The 14,363-nt window shown below is 69.6% G+C and carries 16 protein-coding genes, 1 tRNA gene and 1 riboswitch; of the genes, 11 read left to right on the top strand and 6 right to left on the bottom strand.

Going from position 1 to position 14,363, the window contains the following annotated elements:
* Positions 1-359: 359 nt before the first annotated feature.
* Positions 360-1,112 carry an MBL fold metallo-hydrolase gene (locus ACZ499_RS09550; protein ID WP_468673473.1) on the top strand — a complete coding sequence of 251 codons (753 nt, stop codon included), beginning with the start codon at positions 360-362 and terminating at the stop codon, positions 1,110-1,112.
* A gap of 73 nt (positions 1,113-1,185) precedes the next feature.
* On the opposite strand, the gene ACZ499_RS09545 is transcribed toward ACZ499_RS09550, so the two are convergent.
* Together ACZ499_RS09545 and ACZ499_RS09540 are read right to left on the bottom strand one after the other, a co-directional pair.
* Positions 1,186-2,436, bottom strand: coding sequence for a PTS transporter subunit EIIC (locus ACZ499_RS09545; protein ID WP_385539934.1), 1,251 nt, complete (start codon positions 2,434-2,436; stop codon positions 1,186-1,188).
* A 259-nt stretch (positions 2,437-2,695) separates the two neighbouring features.
* Complete coding sequence (locus ACZ499_RS09540; RefSeq protein WP_468673472.1) at positions 2,696-3,991, bottom strand: PTS transporter subunit EIIC; 1,296 nt, start codon at positions 3,989-3,991, stop codon at positions 2,696-2,698.
* A gap of 259 nt (positions 3,992-4,250) precedes the next feature.
* Between ACZ499_RS09540 and ACZ499_RS09535 the strand changes: the two genes are divergently transcribed.
* From ACZ499_RS09535 to rdgB, 4 genes are all read left to right on the top strand, one after another.
* Positions 4,251-4,484: a PTS sugar transporter subunit IIB gene (locus ACZ499_RS09535; protein WP_018517946.1), complete on the top strand. Its 234-nt coding sequence runs from the start codon at positions 4,251-4,253 to the stop codon at positions 4,482-4,484.
* Positions 4,485-4,600: 116 nt separating this feature from the next.
* Complete coding sequence (gene rph, locus ACZ499_RS09530; RefSeq protein WP_468673471.1) at positions 4,601-5,338, top strand: ribonuclease PH; 738 nt, start codon at positions 4,601-4,603, stop codon at positions 5,336-5,338.
* 96 nt (positions 5,339-5,434) lie between these two features.
* Positions 5,435-5,821 (top strand): hypothetical protein, encoded by a 387-nt coding sequence (locus ACZ499_RS09525; protein ID WP_468673470.1) that lies wholly within the window; start codon positions 5,435-5,437, stop codon positions 5,819-5,821.
* 28 nt (positions 5,822-5,849) lie between these two features.
* A complete protein-coding gene (gene rdgB, locus ACZ499_RS09520; RefSeq protein WP_468673469.1) occupies positions 5,850-6,452 on the top strand; it encodes an RdgB/HAM1 family non-canonical purine NTP pyrophosphatase in 603 nt (200 codons plus the stop codon).
* 67 nt (positions 6,453-6,519) lie between these two features.
* On the opposite strand, the gene ACZ499_RS09515 is transcribed toward rdgB, so the two are convergent.
* The 3 genes from ACZ499_RS09515 to bcp form a co-directional block, all read right to left on the bottom strand.
* Positions 6,520-6,602: transfer RNA gene (locus ACZ499_RS09515), tRNA-Leu, on the bottom strand.
* Between the two features lie 33 nt (positions 6,603-6,635).
* Entirely contained in the window at positions 6,636-6,839 is a 204-nt protein-coding gene (locus ACZ499_RS09510; protein WP_468673468.1) for an HNH endonuclease, read from the bottom strand.
* 215 nt (positions 6,840-7,054) lie between these two features.
* Positions 7,055-7,522: a thioredoxin-dependent thiol peroxidase gene (gene bcp / locus ACZ499_RS09505; RefSeq protein WP_468673467.1), complete on the bottom strand. Its 468-nt coding sequence runs from the start codon at positions 7,520-7,522 to the stop codon at positions 7,055-7,057.
* Between the two features lie 165 nt (positions 7,523-7,687).
* Between bcp and ACZ499_RS09500 the strand changes: the two genes are divergently transcribed.
* The 3 genes from ACZ499_RS09500 (at position 7,688) to ACZ499_RS09490 (ending at position 8,923) form a co-directional block, all read left to right on the top strand.
* Complete coding sequence (locus ACZ499_RS09500; protein WP_468406954.1) at positions 7,688-8,011, top strand: DUF3618 domain-containing protein; 324 nt, start codon at positions 7,688-7,690, stop codon at positions 8,009-8,011.
* A 73-nt stretch (positions 8,012-8,084) separates the two neighbouring features.
* Positions 8,085-8,417: a GroES family chaperonin gene (locus ACZ499_RS09495; protein ID WP_468406952.1), complete on the top strand. Its 333-nt coding sequence runs from the start codon at positions 8,085-8,087 to the stop codon at positions 8,415-8,417.
* A 72-nt stretch (positions 8,418-8,489) separates the two neighbouring features.
* A riboswitch (guanidine-III (ykkC-III) riboswitch) is annotated at positions 8,490-8,554 on the top strand.
* A 48-nt stretch (positions 8,555-8,602) separates the two neighbouring features.
* Entirely contained in the window at positions 8,603-8,923 is a 321-nt protein-coding gene (locus tag ACZ499_RS09490; RefSeq protein ID WP_101388474.1) for a DMT family transporter, read from the top strand.
* Between the two features lie 12 nt (positions 8,924-8,935).
* Here the strand turns inward: ACZ499_RS09490 and ACZ499_RS09485 are convergent, their stop codons facing one another.
* Positions 8,936-11,434 (bottom strand): transglycosylase domain-containing protein, encoded by a 2,499-nt coding sequence (locus ACZ499_RS09485; protein ID WP_468673466.1) that lies wholly within the window; start codon positions 11,432-11,434, stop codon positions 8,936-8,938.
* A gap of 228 nt (positions 11,435-11,662) precedes the next feature.
* Between ACZ499_RS09485 and ACZ499_RS09480 the strand changes: the two genes are divergently transcribed.
* The 3 genes from ACZ499_RS09480 to ACZ499_RS09470 are packed head-to-tail and all read left to right on the top strand — an operon-like array spanning position 11,663 to position 14,321.
* Positions 11,663-12,463 (top strand): ABC transporter permease, encoded by an 801-nt coding sequence (locus tag ACZ499_RS09480; RefSeq protein WP_468673465.1) that lies wholly within the window; start codon positions 11,663-11,665, stop codon positions 12,461-12,463.
* Positions 12,456-13,343: an ABC transporter permease gene (locus ACZ499_RS09475; RefSeq protein WP_468406944.1), complete on the top strand. Its 888-nt coding sequence runs from the start codon at positions 12,456-12,458 to the stop codon at positions 13,341-13,343. Before ACZ499_RS09480 ends, ACZ499_RS09475 begins: the two co-directional genes overlap by 8 nt.
* Before the next feature lie 12 nt (positions 13,344-13,355).
* Complete coding sequence (locus tag ACZ499_RS09470; RefSeq protein ID WP_468673464.1) at positions 13,356-14,321, top strand: ABC transporter ATP-binding protein; 966 nt, start codon at positions 13,356-13,358, stop codon at positions 14,319-14,321.
* Positions 14,322-14,363: the final 42 nt, after the last annotated feature.

Genomic DNA, 14,363 nt, shown 5'->3' with positions numbered 1-14,363 from the left:
GGGGAGGGGCGGGTCGTTTGCGCGGCGCATCCTTCCCCCCCCCCCCCCCCCTCACCCCCCCCCCCCCCCCCCCCCGCCCGTCGACCACCGCGGCCCCCAGCGCGACCACCACCACGGCGATCACCGCGAGCCACCAGGACGTGTCCATACCGCAGACGTTACCCGGCGGCACGCCCCCCGCACGCCCCCCGCGCGCGCTCCGCCCGCACTCCGCCCGAACCGGTGACAGCGCAGGTGAGTTCCCCCACAACGGCCTGCCACTGAGGAGCGACCGGCAGTGCGGCGCCTTACGCTCGACGGACCGCACGACCTCCCGCCGCCCTCCCCGTTCCCTTGCCGCTCCCGGAGGTTCACGCTCCATGAAGCTCACCGTCGTCGGCTGCTCCGGGTCGTTCCCGTCCGCGGAATCGGCCTGTTCGAGCTACCTCGTCGAGGCCGACGGCTTCCGGCTGCTCCTCGACATGGGCAACGGCGCCCTGGGCGAGCTGCAGCGCCACATCGGTCTCTACGACCTCGACGCGATCTTCCTCAGCCATCTGCACGCCGACCACTGCATCGACATGTGCGGCTACTTCGTGGCCCGGTACTACCGCCATGAGGGCGGACGCTGCGCCCCCCTGCCGGTGTACGCGCCGGAGGGCGCCGAGCAGCGGCTCACCACGGCGTACGCGGACACGCCGTCCAGCTCCTCCATGAGCGAGGTGTTCGACTTCCGCACCCTGAAGTCCGGCTCGTTCGACATCGGCCCCTTCGCGGTCCGTACGGAGCGGGTCTGCCACCCCGTCGAGGCGTACGGCATCCGCATCGAGCACGGCGGCGGGTCCCTCACGTACTCGGGCGACACCGGCGTCTGCGAGGCCCTGGACGAGCTGGCCGAGGGCACCGACCTCTTCCTGTGCGAGGCGTCCTTCACGCACGGCAAGGAGGACGTCCCGGCCCTTCACCTCAACGGCCGCGAGGCCGGCGAACACGCCGCCCGCGCCGGGGCCGGCCGCCTGGTCCTGACCCACATCCCGCCGTGGACGGACGGCGAGGTCAACCTGGCGGATGCCCGTGGGGCGTACAAGGGCCCGGTGGAGCTGGCGGCGCCGGGTGCGGTGTACGAGGTCTGATCCCGCCGGTCGGTACGGGAAAGGGCCCCCGCACCAACTCGGTGCGGGGGCCCTTCCGTACAACCCGTGAGACTTACGCCTTCGTCAGGTCCTCGATCTCCTCCTCGGGCTCACGGCCCGGGGTCATCAGGTTGAACTTCGTGATCGCGAAGCGGAAGACGAAGTAGTAGATCGCGGCGAAGACGAGACCGATCGGAATGATCAGCCAGGGCTTGGTGTCGAGCTTCCAGTACAGCGCGTAGTCGATCAGACCGGCTGAGAAGTTGAAGCCCGCGTGGACACCGAGCGCCCAAGTGACCGCGAGGGACACAGCGGTGAGCACCGCGTGGATCACGTACAGCAGCGGCGCGATGAACATGAACGAGAACTCGATCGGCTCGGTCACACCGGTCACGAAGGAGGTCAGCGCCAGCGAGATCATCATGCCGAGCACGGCCTTGCGGCGCTCGGGGCGGGCGGTGTGCGCCATGGCGAGCGCGGCGGCCGGGAGGCCGAACATCATGATCGGGAAGAAGCCGGACATGAACATACCGGCGGACGGGTCCCCGGCCAGGAAGCGGCCGTAGTCGCCGTGCACGACCTCGCCGGCGGAGTTGGTGAAGTCACCGAGCTGGAACCAGGCCACGGTGTTCACGAACTGGTGCATGCCGATCGGGATCAGCCCGCGGTTGATGGCGCCGAACAGACCGGCGCCCCCGGCGCCCAGGCCCGTCATCCACTTGCCGAAGTCGGCGATCCCGTCACCGATGGGCTCCCAGACCAGGCCGAAGAAGACGCCGACGACGACGCCGACGAAGGCCATGATGATCGGGACGAGTCGGCGGCCGTTGAAGAAGCCGAGCCAGTCGACCAGCTTCTTGCGGTGGTACCGCTGCCACAGCATCGCCGACAGCAGACCCATGATGATGCCGCCGAGGACACCCGGGTTGTTGAACGTCGCCGGGTCGTCCTTGCCCGCCTTGATCACCGCTTCGGTGACCGGGAACGCCTCCAGGACCTTGCTGTAGACCAGGAAGCCGACCAGGGCTGCCAGAGCGGTGGAGCCGTCGGACTTCTTGGCGAAGCCGATGGCCACGCCTATGCAGAACAGCAGGGGCAGGGCGCCGGTGATCGCGCCGCCCGCGTTGCCGAAGACGGCGGCAACCTTGTCCCAGCCGAGGCCGTCCTTACCGAAGACGTCGTCCTGCCCGAGGCGGACCATGATGCCTGCGGCCGGCAGAACAGCGATCGGCAGCTGAAGGCTGCGGCCGATCTTCTGCAGACCCTGGAAAACACCAGAACCCCGCTTCTTCGCGGGCGCCGCCGTAGCGGTGGCCGTACTCATCAACTTCCTCCAGTTGGCAAGGCGCCGCCCGGGGACATGGAAAAGTACGGGGGGACGGCGGTGTCTCAGGGGGGAACGCGGTTAAGCCCGCGTGGTCTACACCATTGAGTGGTGTAGACCAGTTGTAGCACGGTGAGGGTTAGATAAGGAACCTGCAATTTCTGTGTGCTGAGCCATACATTCCGGCATGACGGACAAAGGCCCCGGACCCTGGGGTCCGAGGCCTCTGCCGTACAACCGCTTGGTTATCCCGCCGTTATTACTTCGTGTTCTCCCGCTCGATCTCCTCTTCCAGCTCCTCCGGCTCGCGCCCGGGAGTCGGCAGATCGAACTTGGTGATCGCGAACCGGAAGATCGCGTAGTAGACGACGGCGAAGACGAGACCGATCGGAATGATCAGCCACGGCTTGGTCGCCAGGTTCCAGTTGATGACGTAGTCGATCAGCCCGGCCGAGAAGCTGAAGCCGTCCTTGACGCCCAGCCCCCAGCTCACCGCCATCGAGACGCCGGTGAGGATCGCGTGGATCACGTACAGCAGCGGGGCGATGAAGAGGAACGAGTACTCGATCGGCTCGGTGATGCCGGTGACGAACGACGTCAGGCCGACCGACAGCATCAGACCGCCCACCTGCTTGCGGCGGTGCGGCTTGGCGCAGTGCGTCATCGCCAGCGCGGCCGCGGGCAGCGCGAACATCATGATCGGGAAGAAGCCGGTGGTGAACTGGCCCGCATCCGGGTCGCCCGCCAGGAACATGCTGATGTCACCGTGCACCACGGTCCCGTCCGGCTTGGTGAAGCTGCCGAACTGGAACCAGATGGGCACGTTGAGGAATTGGTGCAGGCCGATGACGAGCAGCGCGCGGTTGGCGACGCCGAAGATGCCCGAACCCCAGGCGTCGAGCCCCGCCAGCCAGTCGCTGAAGCTCTCCAGGCCGTCGCCGATCGGCGGCCAGATCCACAGGCAGATCGCGGCGAAGGCGATGGCGACGAACGACATGATGATGGGGACGAGCCGGCGGCCGTTGAAGAAGCCGAGCCAGTCGACCAGCTTGACCCGGTGGTAGCGCTGCCAGAACCAGGCGGCGAGCAGGCCCATGACGATGCCGCCGAAGACCCCGGGGTTCTGGTACGTGAAGGCCGCGACCGTCCCGTCGTTCGCCTGGCACCCCGCCGAGATCACCTTCGCCCCGGCGGCGCAGTCCTTGGGGAACTGGCGCAGCACGTTGTAGTAGACGAGGAATCCGGCCACGGCGGCGAGCGCGGTGGAGCCGTCCGCCTTCTTGGCCATGCCGATGGCCACGCCGATGCAGAACAGCAGCGGGAGCCCGATGTTGGCGTCGAGCAGCGCGCCGCCCGCACCGGCCATGACCTTGGCGACGTCGGTCCAGCCGAGGCCGTCCTTGCCGAAGACGTCGGGCTGGCCGAGCCGGTTGAGGATGCCGGCCGCGGGCAGGACGGCGATCGGCAACTGGAGGCTGCGGCCCATCTTCTGGAGGTTCTGGAACGCGCCGTTCCACCACTTCGGCCGGTCCACTGCCGCGCCGTCCGCGCTCATCGGCGCCCCTCCGTCCCGTACGTCCCCGCCGGAACAAGCCAGTTCCGGGATGCGTTGCGCACTGGTGTAGACCAGTTGCGGTATCGTCCGGAGCCTGGCCGCACGGGCGCGGTACCGGTGATCGTCATCCTTGGCCAGCGCGTGGACGCCCGCTCGCGTAACTGGGCCAAACGTGCGTTACGGTGACAAAGCGGAACTGCGGTCGGCCGGACCTGCGGTGCGCCGCCACAGCGTTCTTTGAAAGAACAGGGAGACAGACATGGCCAGCAAGGCTGAGAAGATCGTCGCCGGGCTCGGCGGTATCGAGAACATCGAAGAGGTCGAGGGCTGCATCACCCGCCTCCGCACCGAGGTCATTGACCCGAGCAAGGTCGACGAGGCCGCGCTGAAGGCCGCCGGCGCCCACGGCGTCGTCAAGATGGGCACCGCGATCCAGGTCGTCATCGGCACCGACGCCGACCCGATCGCGGCGGACATCGAAGACATGATGTAAGCGACGCGAGTCTTTGAGAGGGGCCCCTCCCGGCGCGGGAGGGGCCCCTCTCGCATGCCCTTTCGCGTGCCCCGCCCCCGCCCGGGGCCCCGGCGCCCACGAGCTAGGCTCGGGGCATGTCTCGTATCGACGGCCGCACCCCCGACCAGCTCCGCCCCGTCACCATCGAACGCGGATGGAGCAAGCACGCCGAGGGCTCCGTCCTCATCTCCTTCGGCGACACCAAAGTCTTCTGCACCGCCTCCGTCACCGAAGGCGTCCCCCGCTGGCGCAAGGGCAGCGGCGAGGGCTGGGTGACCGCCGAGTACTCGATGCTCCCGCGCTCCACCAACACCCGCGGCGACCGCGAATCCGTACGCGGCAAGATCGGCGGACGCACCCACGAGATCAGCCGCCTGATCGGCCGCTCGCTCCGCGCCGTCATCGACTACAAGGCCCTCGGCGAGAACACGATCGTCCTCGACTGCGACGTCCTGCAGGCCGACGGCGGCACCCGCACCGCCGCCATCACCGGCGCGTACGTCGCCCTCGCCGACGCCGTCAGCTGGGCCCAGGCCAAGAAGCTGGTCAAGGCCAACCGCCAGCCCCTCACCGGCACCGTCGCGGCTGTCTCCGTCGGGATCGTCGACGGCGCCCCGCTCCTCGACCTCTGCTACGAGGAGGACGTCCGCGCCGAGACCGACATGAACGTCGTCTGCACCGGCGACGGCCGCTTCGTCGAGGTCCAGGGCACCGCCGAGGCCGAGCCGTTCGACCGCAAGGAGCTCAACGCCCTGCTCGACCTCGCCACCGGCGGCTGCGCCGACCTCGCGGCGCTCCAGGTCGAGGCGCTCGGCCGCACGCTCGGCGAGTAAAGAGGCAACCAAGAGGGCCGCTCCCGGCGTCCCTACCGACACGGGCGTACGGGCCGAACCGTACGCCCGTCCGTACACCCCGGGGAGGACCCGCCCATGCGCCGCAGCCGCCGCGCCCTCGCGCTCGCCGCCGTCACCGCCGCCCTCGCCCTGCCCGCCGCCGTCGGGTGCAGCGCGGTCAGCAAGGCGCTCGACTGCGTCCAGACCGCCGACGCGATCGCCTCCAGCGTCGACGACCTCGGCCGCGCCGTGTCCAACGCCACCGACAACCCGACGCAGGCGGACCAGGCCCTCAACGACATCGACAAGAACCTGTCGTCCCTGAAGAACAAGACGGACAACACCGACCTCTCCAAGGCGGTCGACAACCTCAACAAGGCGGTCGCGAACGTCCGTTCAGCGATCAAGAACGGCGACAGCACGCCGGACATCAGCCCCGTCAAGGATGCGGCGAAGGAAGTCGGCAAGGTCTGCACACCGTGACGCCGGGCCCGCCCCCGATACTGGGGGCATGACCCGCCTGATCCTCGCCACCCGCAACGCCGGCAAAATCACCGAACTCCGCGCGATCCTCGCGGACGCCGGACTGCCCCACGAACTCGTCGGCGCCGACGCGTACCCCGAGATCCCCGACGTCAAGGAAACCGGCGTCACCTTCGCCGAGAACGCCCTCCTCAAGGCCCACGCCCTGGCCCAGGCCACCGGCATGCCCGCGGTCGCGGACGACTCGGGCCTGTGCGTGGACGTACTGAACGGCGCCCCCGGCATCTTCTCCGCCCGCTGGTCCGGCACCCACGGCGACGACAGGGCCAACCTGAACCTGCTCCTGGCCCAGCTCTCCGACATCGCGGACGAACACCGCGCGGCCCACTTCGCGTGCGCGGCGGCGCTGGCCCTCCCCGACGGCACCGAGCGGGTCGTGGAGGGCCGCCTCCCGGGCATCCTCCGCCACACCCCCACCGGGACGGGCGGCTTCGGCTACGACCCGATCCTCCAGCCGGAGGGCGAGACGCGCACGTGCGCGGAGCTGACGGCCGGGGAGAAGAACGCGATCAGCCACCGGGGCAGGGCGTTCCGGGCGCTGGCGCCGGTGGTGCGGGAGCTGTTGGGCTGAGGGCCTGTCAAGGCGTGAAGGTCTGGCTCGCGAGAACTGCGAGCCAGACCTTCGATTTCATGCTCTGTGCGGCCTGAGGGATTCGAACCCTCACGGGATTGCTCCCATCGCACCCTAAATGCGAGGCGTCTGCCGTTCCGCCAAGGCCGCCTGCTGCCAGTCGCACTGCTCGATCGGCGGAGTTCAGTGTACGGGCAGAGCGGACTGTCCGGCGAGGTGCGTCGGCTCTTTCCGGCGACACCACGTCTCCGTCATCGCGCGGCAGTTGGGGCGCAGACAGCGCAGATTCTCCCGGCGGTTGTCCCGCCAGTCCCCATTGATGTGGTCGATCTGCAAGGCGATCGGTCGCCCCGGCCGCTCGCCGGTGTTGCCACACTCAACGCACATCTACGGCACTCCGATTTAGGCCAGGGCTCGATGAGGTTGAGACCTGTTGGTCCGGTCGGCATGTTTCGGCAAGGTCACCAGTTACGGTGGGGCATGAGGGCCTTTCGGGCTGGTGTAGACGTCGCAATCCACACCGAACCCGGAAGGCCCTCACTCGTTCAAGATCCCCAGACGGTGATCACTGTCACCGCACCCAACCTCCGTGGACAGAACACCTAGATCCCCAGATCCTTGATGATCTTGGCGACATGGCCCGTCGCCTTCACGTTGTACAGCGCGCGCTCGACCTTGCCCTCCTCGTCCACGATCACCGTGGAGCGGATGACGCCGGTCACCGTCTTGCCGTAGAGCTTCTTCTCGCCGTACGCCCCGTACGCCTCCAGGACCTCCTTCGACGGGTCGCCCACCAGGGTGACCTTGAGGGACTCCTGCTCGCGGAACTTCGCGAGCTTCTCCGGCTTGTCGGGGGAGACGCCGATCACGTCGTAGCCGGCGGTGGCCAGGACGGCGAGGTTGTCCGTGAAGTCGCAGGCCTGCTTGGTGCAGCCGGGGGTGAGGGCGGCCGGGTAGAAGTACACGATGACCTTGCGGCCCTTGTGGTCCGCGAGCGAGACCTCGTTGCCGTCCGCGTCGGGCAGGGTGAAGGCGGGGGCGGTGTCGCCGGGGACGAGTCGCTCGCTCATGGGATCTTCCTCCGGAAGGGGACGGGGGTGTGGCGTACTCCAGCAGAGCCTAATGGGGGCCTGTGACAGTGCATCGGCGGTAGAGCTGACAGACTGTCGATGACGGAACACCACGGAACACCCTGTACAACACCCCGTACCCCATAAAACGACGGAGGCGGCGCAGTGTCGGAAGCCAGGACCCCTGCGCAGATCGAGGCGGACATCAGGAGCCGCCGGGACCAGCTCGCGGTGACGCTCGACGAGATCGGCGTGCGGCTGCACCCGGGGACGATCGTCGGCGACGCGAAGGCCAGGGTCGCCTCGGCCGTGGACCGCACCGCGGGCCGGGCTTTCGTCGCCGTGAACCGGACCGTCTCGGACGTGAAGGCCCAGTTCGTGAGCGAGGACGGCGCGCCCCGTGTCGAGCGCATCGTGCCGGTCGCGCTCCTCGCCCTCGGTCTCGTCGGGCTGCTCGCCATGTCGTCGGCCAAGAAGCGCCGGGACTGACCGCCGCCTTCTCGTCCTGCTTCTCCCCGGCCCTTCGGCATACGCCGGGGGTCGGGGCAGGTAGGTTCGGTCCGTGAGCGAGAACACCCACGACAAGCTGCCCATCCGGATGCTCCACGACCGCGTGCTGGTCCGGTCCGACACACCCGAGGGCGAACGGCGCTCCGGCGGTGGCATCCTCATCCCGGCGACCGCCGCCGTCGGCAAGAGGCTGGCCTGGGCCGAGGTGGTCGCGGTCGGGCAGAACGTCCGGACAGTCGAGGCGGGCGACCGGGTGCTGTACGACCCCGAGGAGCGTGCCGAGGTCGAGGTGCGCGGCATCGCCTACGTACTGATGCGGGAGCGCGATCTGCACGCCGTCGCCTCGGAGCGGGTGTCGGAGGACTCGACCGGGTTGTATCTCTGACCCTGCTTCCAACCGCGGAGACCAAGGGCTGGTGGCCCTCGTCACCAGCCCTTTTCGCTGCCCTTTCGCGGTCTTTTGCTACCTTTGAGGCACCCCGACGAGACGCGTCGTACCGGGTTACGACAAGACGACGCACCCCGCGCGTGCGGACGTACGCGCGCGTACGTCTCTCGGAGGTGCCTGTCATGGCCTGGGTTCTGCTGCTCGTCGCCGGTCTGCTCGAGGTCGGCTGGTCGATCGGGATGAAGTACACCGACGGGTTCACCCGGCTGTGGCCCAGCCTTTTCACCGGTGCCGGGATCGTCGCCTCGATGATGCTGCTCTCGCAGGCCGCGAAGACCCTGCCCATCGGTACCGCCTACGGCGTCTGGGTGGGCATCGGCGCGGCCGGTGCGGCGGTGCTCGGCATGGTGGTGCTCGGTGAGCCCGCGACCGCCGCCCGGATCTTCTTCGTCTGTCTGCTTCTGGTGGCCGTGGTCGGCCTCAAGGCCACCTCCGGCCACTGACCCGTATCGCTCCTACGTACGCGGTGGGCGGCGCGGGCGGTTGGCGCCCCCGGCCGTCGTCCCCGTCGTCGCGCCGCCCGTGGTGGTGGCGCCGCCGTCGGTACCCGCCGTCGTCCCGCCGTTGGTGGGCCCGCCGTCCGTGGTTCCTCCGGTGGTGCCGCCGTCGGTGGTGCCGCCCGTGGTGGTGCCGCCGTCGGTCGGGCCGCCGGTGGTGCCTCCGTCGGTGGTGCCTCCGTCGGTGGTGCCCCCGGTGGTCCCGCCCGTCGTCGTGCCGCCCGTGGTCGTGCCGCCCGTGGTCGGGCCGCCGTTGGTCGTCCCGCCCTGCGTCTGGCCCTGGGTCTGTCCTTGTGTCTGGCCCTGGTCCTGGCCCTCGGTCTGGCCCGGCGGGTTCGGGGTGTTCGGGTTGGGGGCCTGCGTCTCGACCGGCGGCGGCACGGACGCGCCTTCCTGGAGCTGGAGGTCGAAGTCCTGCGGCTCGGCGTCCTTGAGCGCGCCCGCCGTGTACTGCGCCCACACCTGCGCGGGCGGCCCGCCGCCGTTCATCCGGGGCAGGCCGAGGGCGCCGTACAGAGGCTTCTGGGCGGCCGTGTCGGGGTCCTGGCCCATCACCGCGACCACGGTGGCCAGATCGGGCGTGTAGCCCGCGAACCAGGCCGCCTTGTCGTCCTCGGCGGTGCCGGTCTTGCCCGCGGCCGTACGGCCCGAGGCCTGCGCGGCCGTACCGGTGCCGCCCTCCACCACGCTCTGGAGGATCGAGGTGGTGGTGTCGGCGGCCTCGCGGGTGACGGTCTGCTTGTCGTCCTGTGCGGGCAGATCCACCTTCTCGCCGTCCTTGGTGACGGACTCGACCATCGTGTACGTGCCGTGCTTGCCGTGGTTGGCGAGCGTGGCGTACGCCTCGGTCATGTCCAGGACGGAGGCGGTCGCGGTGCCGAGCGCGATGGACGGCCCGTTGGGCATGTCGGGCGTGCCGGCGGGGATGCCCAGGCTGACGGCGGTCCGGCGGACGCTCCTGGGGCCGACGTCCACGGCCATCTGCGCGTACACCGCGTTCACGGAGAGGTCGGTGGCGGACCGGACGGTGATCGGCCCGTACGACCTGTCGTCCTCGTTCGAGGGGTTGTACGGGGTGCCCGACCAGCCCTGTACGAAGCGCTTGTTGGTGCCGTCGTAGATGGTGTTGGGGGTGATCGTGCGCCCGTCCTGCGTCTTGGAGGCGTTCTCGACGGCCGAGGTGAAGACGAAGGGCTTGAAGGTCGAGCCGACCTGGTAGTCGCGCCGGGTCGCGTTGTTGACGTACTGCTTGGTGTAGTCGATGCCCCCGTACATCGCGAGCACCTTGCCGCTGTCCGGGTCGATGGAGGCGCCGCCCACCCGGACGTTGCGGTCCACCTTGCGGTCGGCGCTGACCTGGGACATCACCTTGTCGTCGACGGCGGCGACGAACGCGTCCTGCTTGGCCTTCTGGAGCGTGGTGGTGATCCGGTAGCCGCCCTTGGCAAGGGTGTTCTCGTCGATGATCTTGTTGTTGGTCAGATAGTCCTTGACCGCCTCGACGACATAGCCGCGCTGCCCGGCCATCCCGGCCGCGGGCCGCGCCTTGCCCGGTACCGGGAAGGTGGCGGCGGCCCGCTCGGCCGGGGTCATCCACTTCTTCTTGACCATGCCGTCGAGCACGTAGTTCCAGCGCGCCACGGCCTTCGCCTTGTTCTCCGGGTGCGCCACCACGTCGTACGCGCTGGGGGCGTTGAGCAGCGAGGCGAGGTAGGCGCCCTCGGCGGTGGTCACCTTCTCGATGTCCTTGCCGTAATAAGCCTGGGCGGCGGCCTGGATGCCGTATGCGTTGCGGCCGAAGTAGCTGGTGTTGAGGTAGCCCTCCAGGATGTCCGACTTGCTGACCTCGCGGTTCAGCTTGATCGCGATGAAGAACTCCTTCACCTTGCGGCTGATCGTCTGCTCCTGCCCCAGGTAGTAGTTCTTCACGTACTGCTGGGTGATGGTGGAGCCGGACTGCTTGCCCTTGCCGGTGAGGGTGTTCCAGGCGGCGCGGACCATCGCCTTGGGGTCGACCGCCCGTTCGGAGTAGAAGTCGCGGTCCTCGGCGGCGAGCACGGTGTGCTGGACGGTGAGGGGGACCTGTGCGAGCCGGACGTTCTCGCGGTTGATCTCACCGTCCCGGGCGAGCTGGCTGCCGTCCGCGTACAGGAAGACGTTGGACTGGGCGGTCGCGGTGGCGTTGGCGGGCGGGATGTGGACGAGGGCGTAGCCGGCGATGAAGCCGCCGATGAGCAGCAGGGCGACGACGAGGACGGTGCCGAGGACCATCCGCCAGGTGGGGATGACGCGCCGCCAGCCGGTCCGCTTGGGCCGCTTCTTCATGCCCTTGCCGGTCTCCTCGCCCGGGCCCTCCGCGTCGCCGCCCGGGGCGGCGGGGGCCTCCGGGCCGGTGGCGCTGAGGTCCCGAGGGGCCCAGCCCTGAGGGGGCCGGGGTGGCTGCTCGTCGTCGCTCATGTCTCTCTCGCCACTGCGCTGTATCGGGTGATTCGCGATGTACGCCCATATTGCACGTCCGGCCGTGGAAAAGCCGTCGCGGCGGACGCCGGACGGCACTAGGGTCGGACGCTTTGGTGCGCCGGCTCTGCGTACGGTGACGCGCACGCGCGCGGTGCGGTGCTCGGGCGCTGTCGGGCACGGTCGGGCATGGCCCCTTCATACACGGACCGGACGGGGAGGTGTGGGGTGCGGCTCTACGCGGTCGTTGCCGCGGGTGGGTTCCGGCGCCATACGACGTACCGGATCGCCACGGCGGCAGGGGTGTTCACCAACACCGTCTTCGGCGCGATCATGGCGTACACCTATATGGCCTTGTGGAGCGTCCGCCCTCGTCTGGGCGGCTACGACCAGGCCGAGGCACTGACCTATGTATGGCTGGGCCAGGCCCTCATCATGACGGTCGCGATGATGGGCGGCGGCTTCGAGGACGAGCTCATCGAACGCATCCGTACGGGTGACATCGCGATCGACCTGTACCGCCCCGCCGACCTCCAACTGTGGTGGCTGGCCGGTGACGTGGGCCGGGCCGCCTTCCACCTCCTGGGGCGCGGGCTGGTGCCGCTGGTGTTCGGCGCGCTCGCCTTCGACCTGGCGCTGCCCGCCGACCCGAGGACGTGGCTGGCGTTCCTGTCCGCCGTCTTCCTCGGCGTCCTCGTCAGCTTCTCGATCCGCTATCTGGTGGCGCTGTCCGCGTTCTGGCTGCTCGACGGGGCGGGCATGGCCCAGATGGCCTGGCTCGGCGGGATCTTCTTCTCCGGGATGCTGCTGCCGCTCAACGTCTTCCCGGGCGCCCTCGGCGAGGTGGCGCGGGCGCTGCCCTGGTCGGCGCTGCTCCAGATCCCGGCCGACGTCCTGCTCGGCCGCCACACCGGCTGGGGGCTGGTGCGGGCGTACGGTTTCCAGCTCGGCTGGGCCGCGCTGCTGCTCGGCATCGGACGCCTGCTCCAGGCGGCGGCGACGCGGCGGGTGGTGGTGCAGGGTGGCTGAGACGGTGGCCGACGGGGTGGCCGGGGCGGCGGCCCGCGAACCCTGGCACGAGGTGCGGGCCGGCCGGCTGCGCGGCGCCGCCGAGGGCATCCGCGCGTACCGCCTGATCGCGGCGATGTGGATCCGCTCCACGCTGGCCTACCGGGCGTCCTTCCTGATGACGGCGCTCGGCAACTTCCTGGCCACCGGGCTCGACTTCGTGGCGATCCTGCTGATGTTCTCGCACATCGACGCGCTGGGCGGCTACACGCTGCCCGAAGTGGCGTTCCTGTACGGCGCGTCGGGCGCCGCGTTCGGGCTCGCGGACCTGGTGATGGGGTCGATGGACCGGCTCGGCCGCCGGGTGCGCGACGGCACGCTCGACACGCTGCTGGTGCGCCCGGTGCCGGTGCTCGCCCAGGTCGCGGCGGACCGGTTCGCGCTGCGCCGCCTGGGCCGGATCACCCAGGGGCTCCTCGTCCTCGGCTATGCGCTGCCGGCGCTCGACGTCCACTGGACGCCGTTGCGGGCGCTGATGATCCCGCTGATGCTGCTGAGCGGCGCGGCGATCTTCTCGGCGGTGTTCGTGGCGGGCGGGGCGTTCCAGTTCTTCGCGCAGGACGCCTCCGAGGTGCAGAACTCCTTCACGTACGGCGGGAACCAGATGCTCCAGTACCCGCCGACGGTCTTCGCCAAGGACATGGTGCGCGGCGTGACCTTCGTGGTCCCGCTGGCCTTCGTGAACTGGCTGCCCGCGATGTACGTGCTGGGCCGGCCGTACCCGCTGGACCTGCCGGGCTGGCTGGCGTTCACGCCGCCGCTGGTGGCGGCGGGCTGCTGCGCGCTGGCGGGGGCCGCGTGGCGGGCGGGCGTGCGCGCGTACCGGAGCACCGGAAGCTGACGGGAGGCAATCATGGGTGAGGTGATCCGACTCGACGGCGTCGAGAAGGTCTTCGAGGTGCGCCGCAAGAACGGGCGGCGGCTGCGGCGCGAGCGCAAGCAGGTCAGGGCGGTCGACGGGATCACCTTCTCGGTGCCGCGCGGCGAGATGGTCGGCTACATCGGCCCCAACGGCGCCGGGAAGTCCACCACCATCAAGATGCTCACCGGCATCCTGACCCCGAGCGGCGGCCGGGTGAGGGTGGCGGGCCTGGACCCCTCGCGCGAGCGCACCCGTCTGGCCCGCCGCATCGGCGTGGTCTTCGGCCAGCGCACCACGCTCTGGTGGGACCTGCCGCTGTACGACTCGTACCGCCTGGCCCACCGCATGTACCGCATCCCGGACGACCGCTTCCGCGAGAACCTGGACCGCTGCGTCGAACTTCTCGACCTGGGAGAGCTGTTGGACGTGCCCGTACGCCAGCTCTCGCTGGGCCAGCGGATGCGGGGCGACATCGCGGCGGCCCTCCTGCACGACCCGGAGGTGCTCTATCTGGACGAGCCGACCATCGGCCTGGACGTGGTGAGCAAGGCGAAAGTACGCACCTTCCTGCGGGAGTTGAACGCGGAGCTCGGCACGACCGTCCTCCTGACGACCCACGACCTGACCGACATCGAACAGCTCTGCAAGCGCGTGATGGTGATCGACCACGGCCGCCTGGTGTACGACGGCGCGCTGGCCGGGCTGCACGAGGTCGGCGGCAGCGAGCGCACCCTGGTGGTCGACCTGGAGCGCGAGCTCGCGCCGATCGACGTCGTGGACGCGCGCGTGGTGAAGGTCGAGGGGCCGAGGCAGTGGCTGGCGTTCCCGGCCACGGCGTCGGCGGCGCCGCTGGTGGCGAAGATCGCGGAGCGGTATCCGCTGGTGGACCTGTCGGTGCGGGAGCCGGACATCGAGTCGGTGATCGCTCGGATGTACGCCGACCGGGGCCTTCATTAGGCTGGCGGTATGACGAGTGAACCTTCGGGGGCTTCGGGGGCG

The organism is Streptomyces sp. NPDC031265, assembly GCF_055570295.1.
This window is presented reverse-complemented; position numbering and strand designations above follow the sequence as displayed.

Excerpts from the sequence above, each read along its gene's own strand:
- ACZ499_RS09550 (WP_468673473.1), top strand. The coding sequence starts at position 360 with ATGAAGCTCACCGTCGTCGGCTGCTCCGGGTCGTTCCCGTCCGCGGAA.
- ACZ499_RS09545 (WP_385539934.1), bottom strand. The coding sequence starts at position 2,436 with ATGAGTACGGCCACCGCTACGGCGGCGCCCGCGAAGAAGCGGGGTTCT.
- ACZ499_RS09540 (WP_468673472.1), bottom strand. The coding sequence starts at position 3,991 with ATGAGCGCGGACGGCGCGGCAGTGGACCGGCCGAAGTGGTGGAACGGC.
- ACZ499_RS09535 (WP_018517946.1), top strand. The coding sequence starts at position 4,251 with ATGGCCAGCAAGGCTGAGAAGATCGTCGCCGGGCTCGGCGGTATCGAG.
- rph (WP_468673471.1), top strand. The coding sequence starts at position 4,601 with ATGTCTCGTATCGACGGCCGCACCCCCGACCAGCTCCGCCCCGTCACC.
- ACZ499_RS09525 (WP_468673470.1), top strand. The coding sequence starts at position 5,435 with ATGCGCCGCAGCCGCCGCGCCCTCGCGCTCGCCGCCGTCACCGCCGCC.
- rdgB (WP_468673469.1), top strand. The coding sequence starts at position 5,850 with ATGACCCGCCTGATCCTCGCCACCCGCAACGCCGGCAAAATCACCGAA.
- ACZ499_RS09510 (WP_468673468.1), bottom strand. The coding sequence starts at position 6,839 with ATGTGCGTTGAGTGTGGCAACACCGGCGAGCGGCCGGGGCGACCGATC.
- bcp (WP_468673467.1), bottom strand. The coding sequence starts at position 7,522 with ATGAGCGAGCGACTCGTCCCCGGCGACACCGCCCCCGCCTTCACCCTG.
- ACZ499_RS09490 (WP_101388474.1), top strand. The coding sequence starts at position 8,603 with ATGGCCTGGGTTCTGCTGCTCGTCGCCGGTCTGCTCGAGGTCGGCTGG.
- ACZ499_RS09485 (WP_468673466.1), bottom strand. The coding sequence starts at position 11,434 with ATGAGCGACGACGAGCAGCCACCCCGGCCCCCTCAGGGCTGGGCCCCT.
- ACZ499_RS09470 (WP_468673464.1), top strand. The coding sequence starts at position 13,356 with ATGGGTGAGGTGATCCGACTCGACGGCGTCGAGAAGGTCTTCGAGGTG.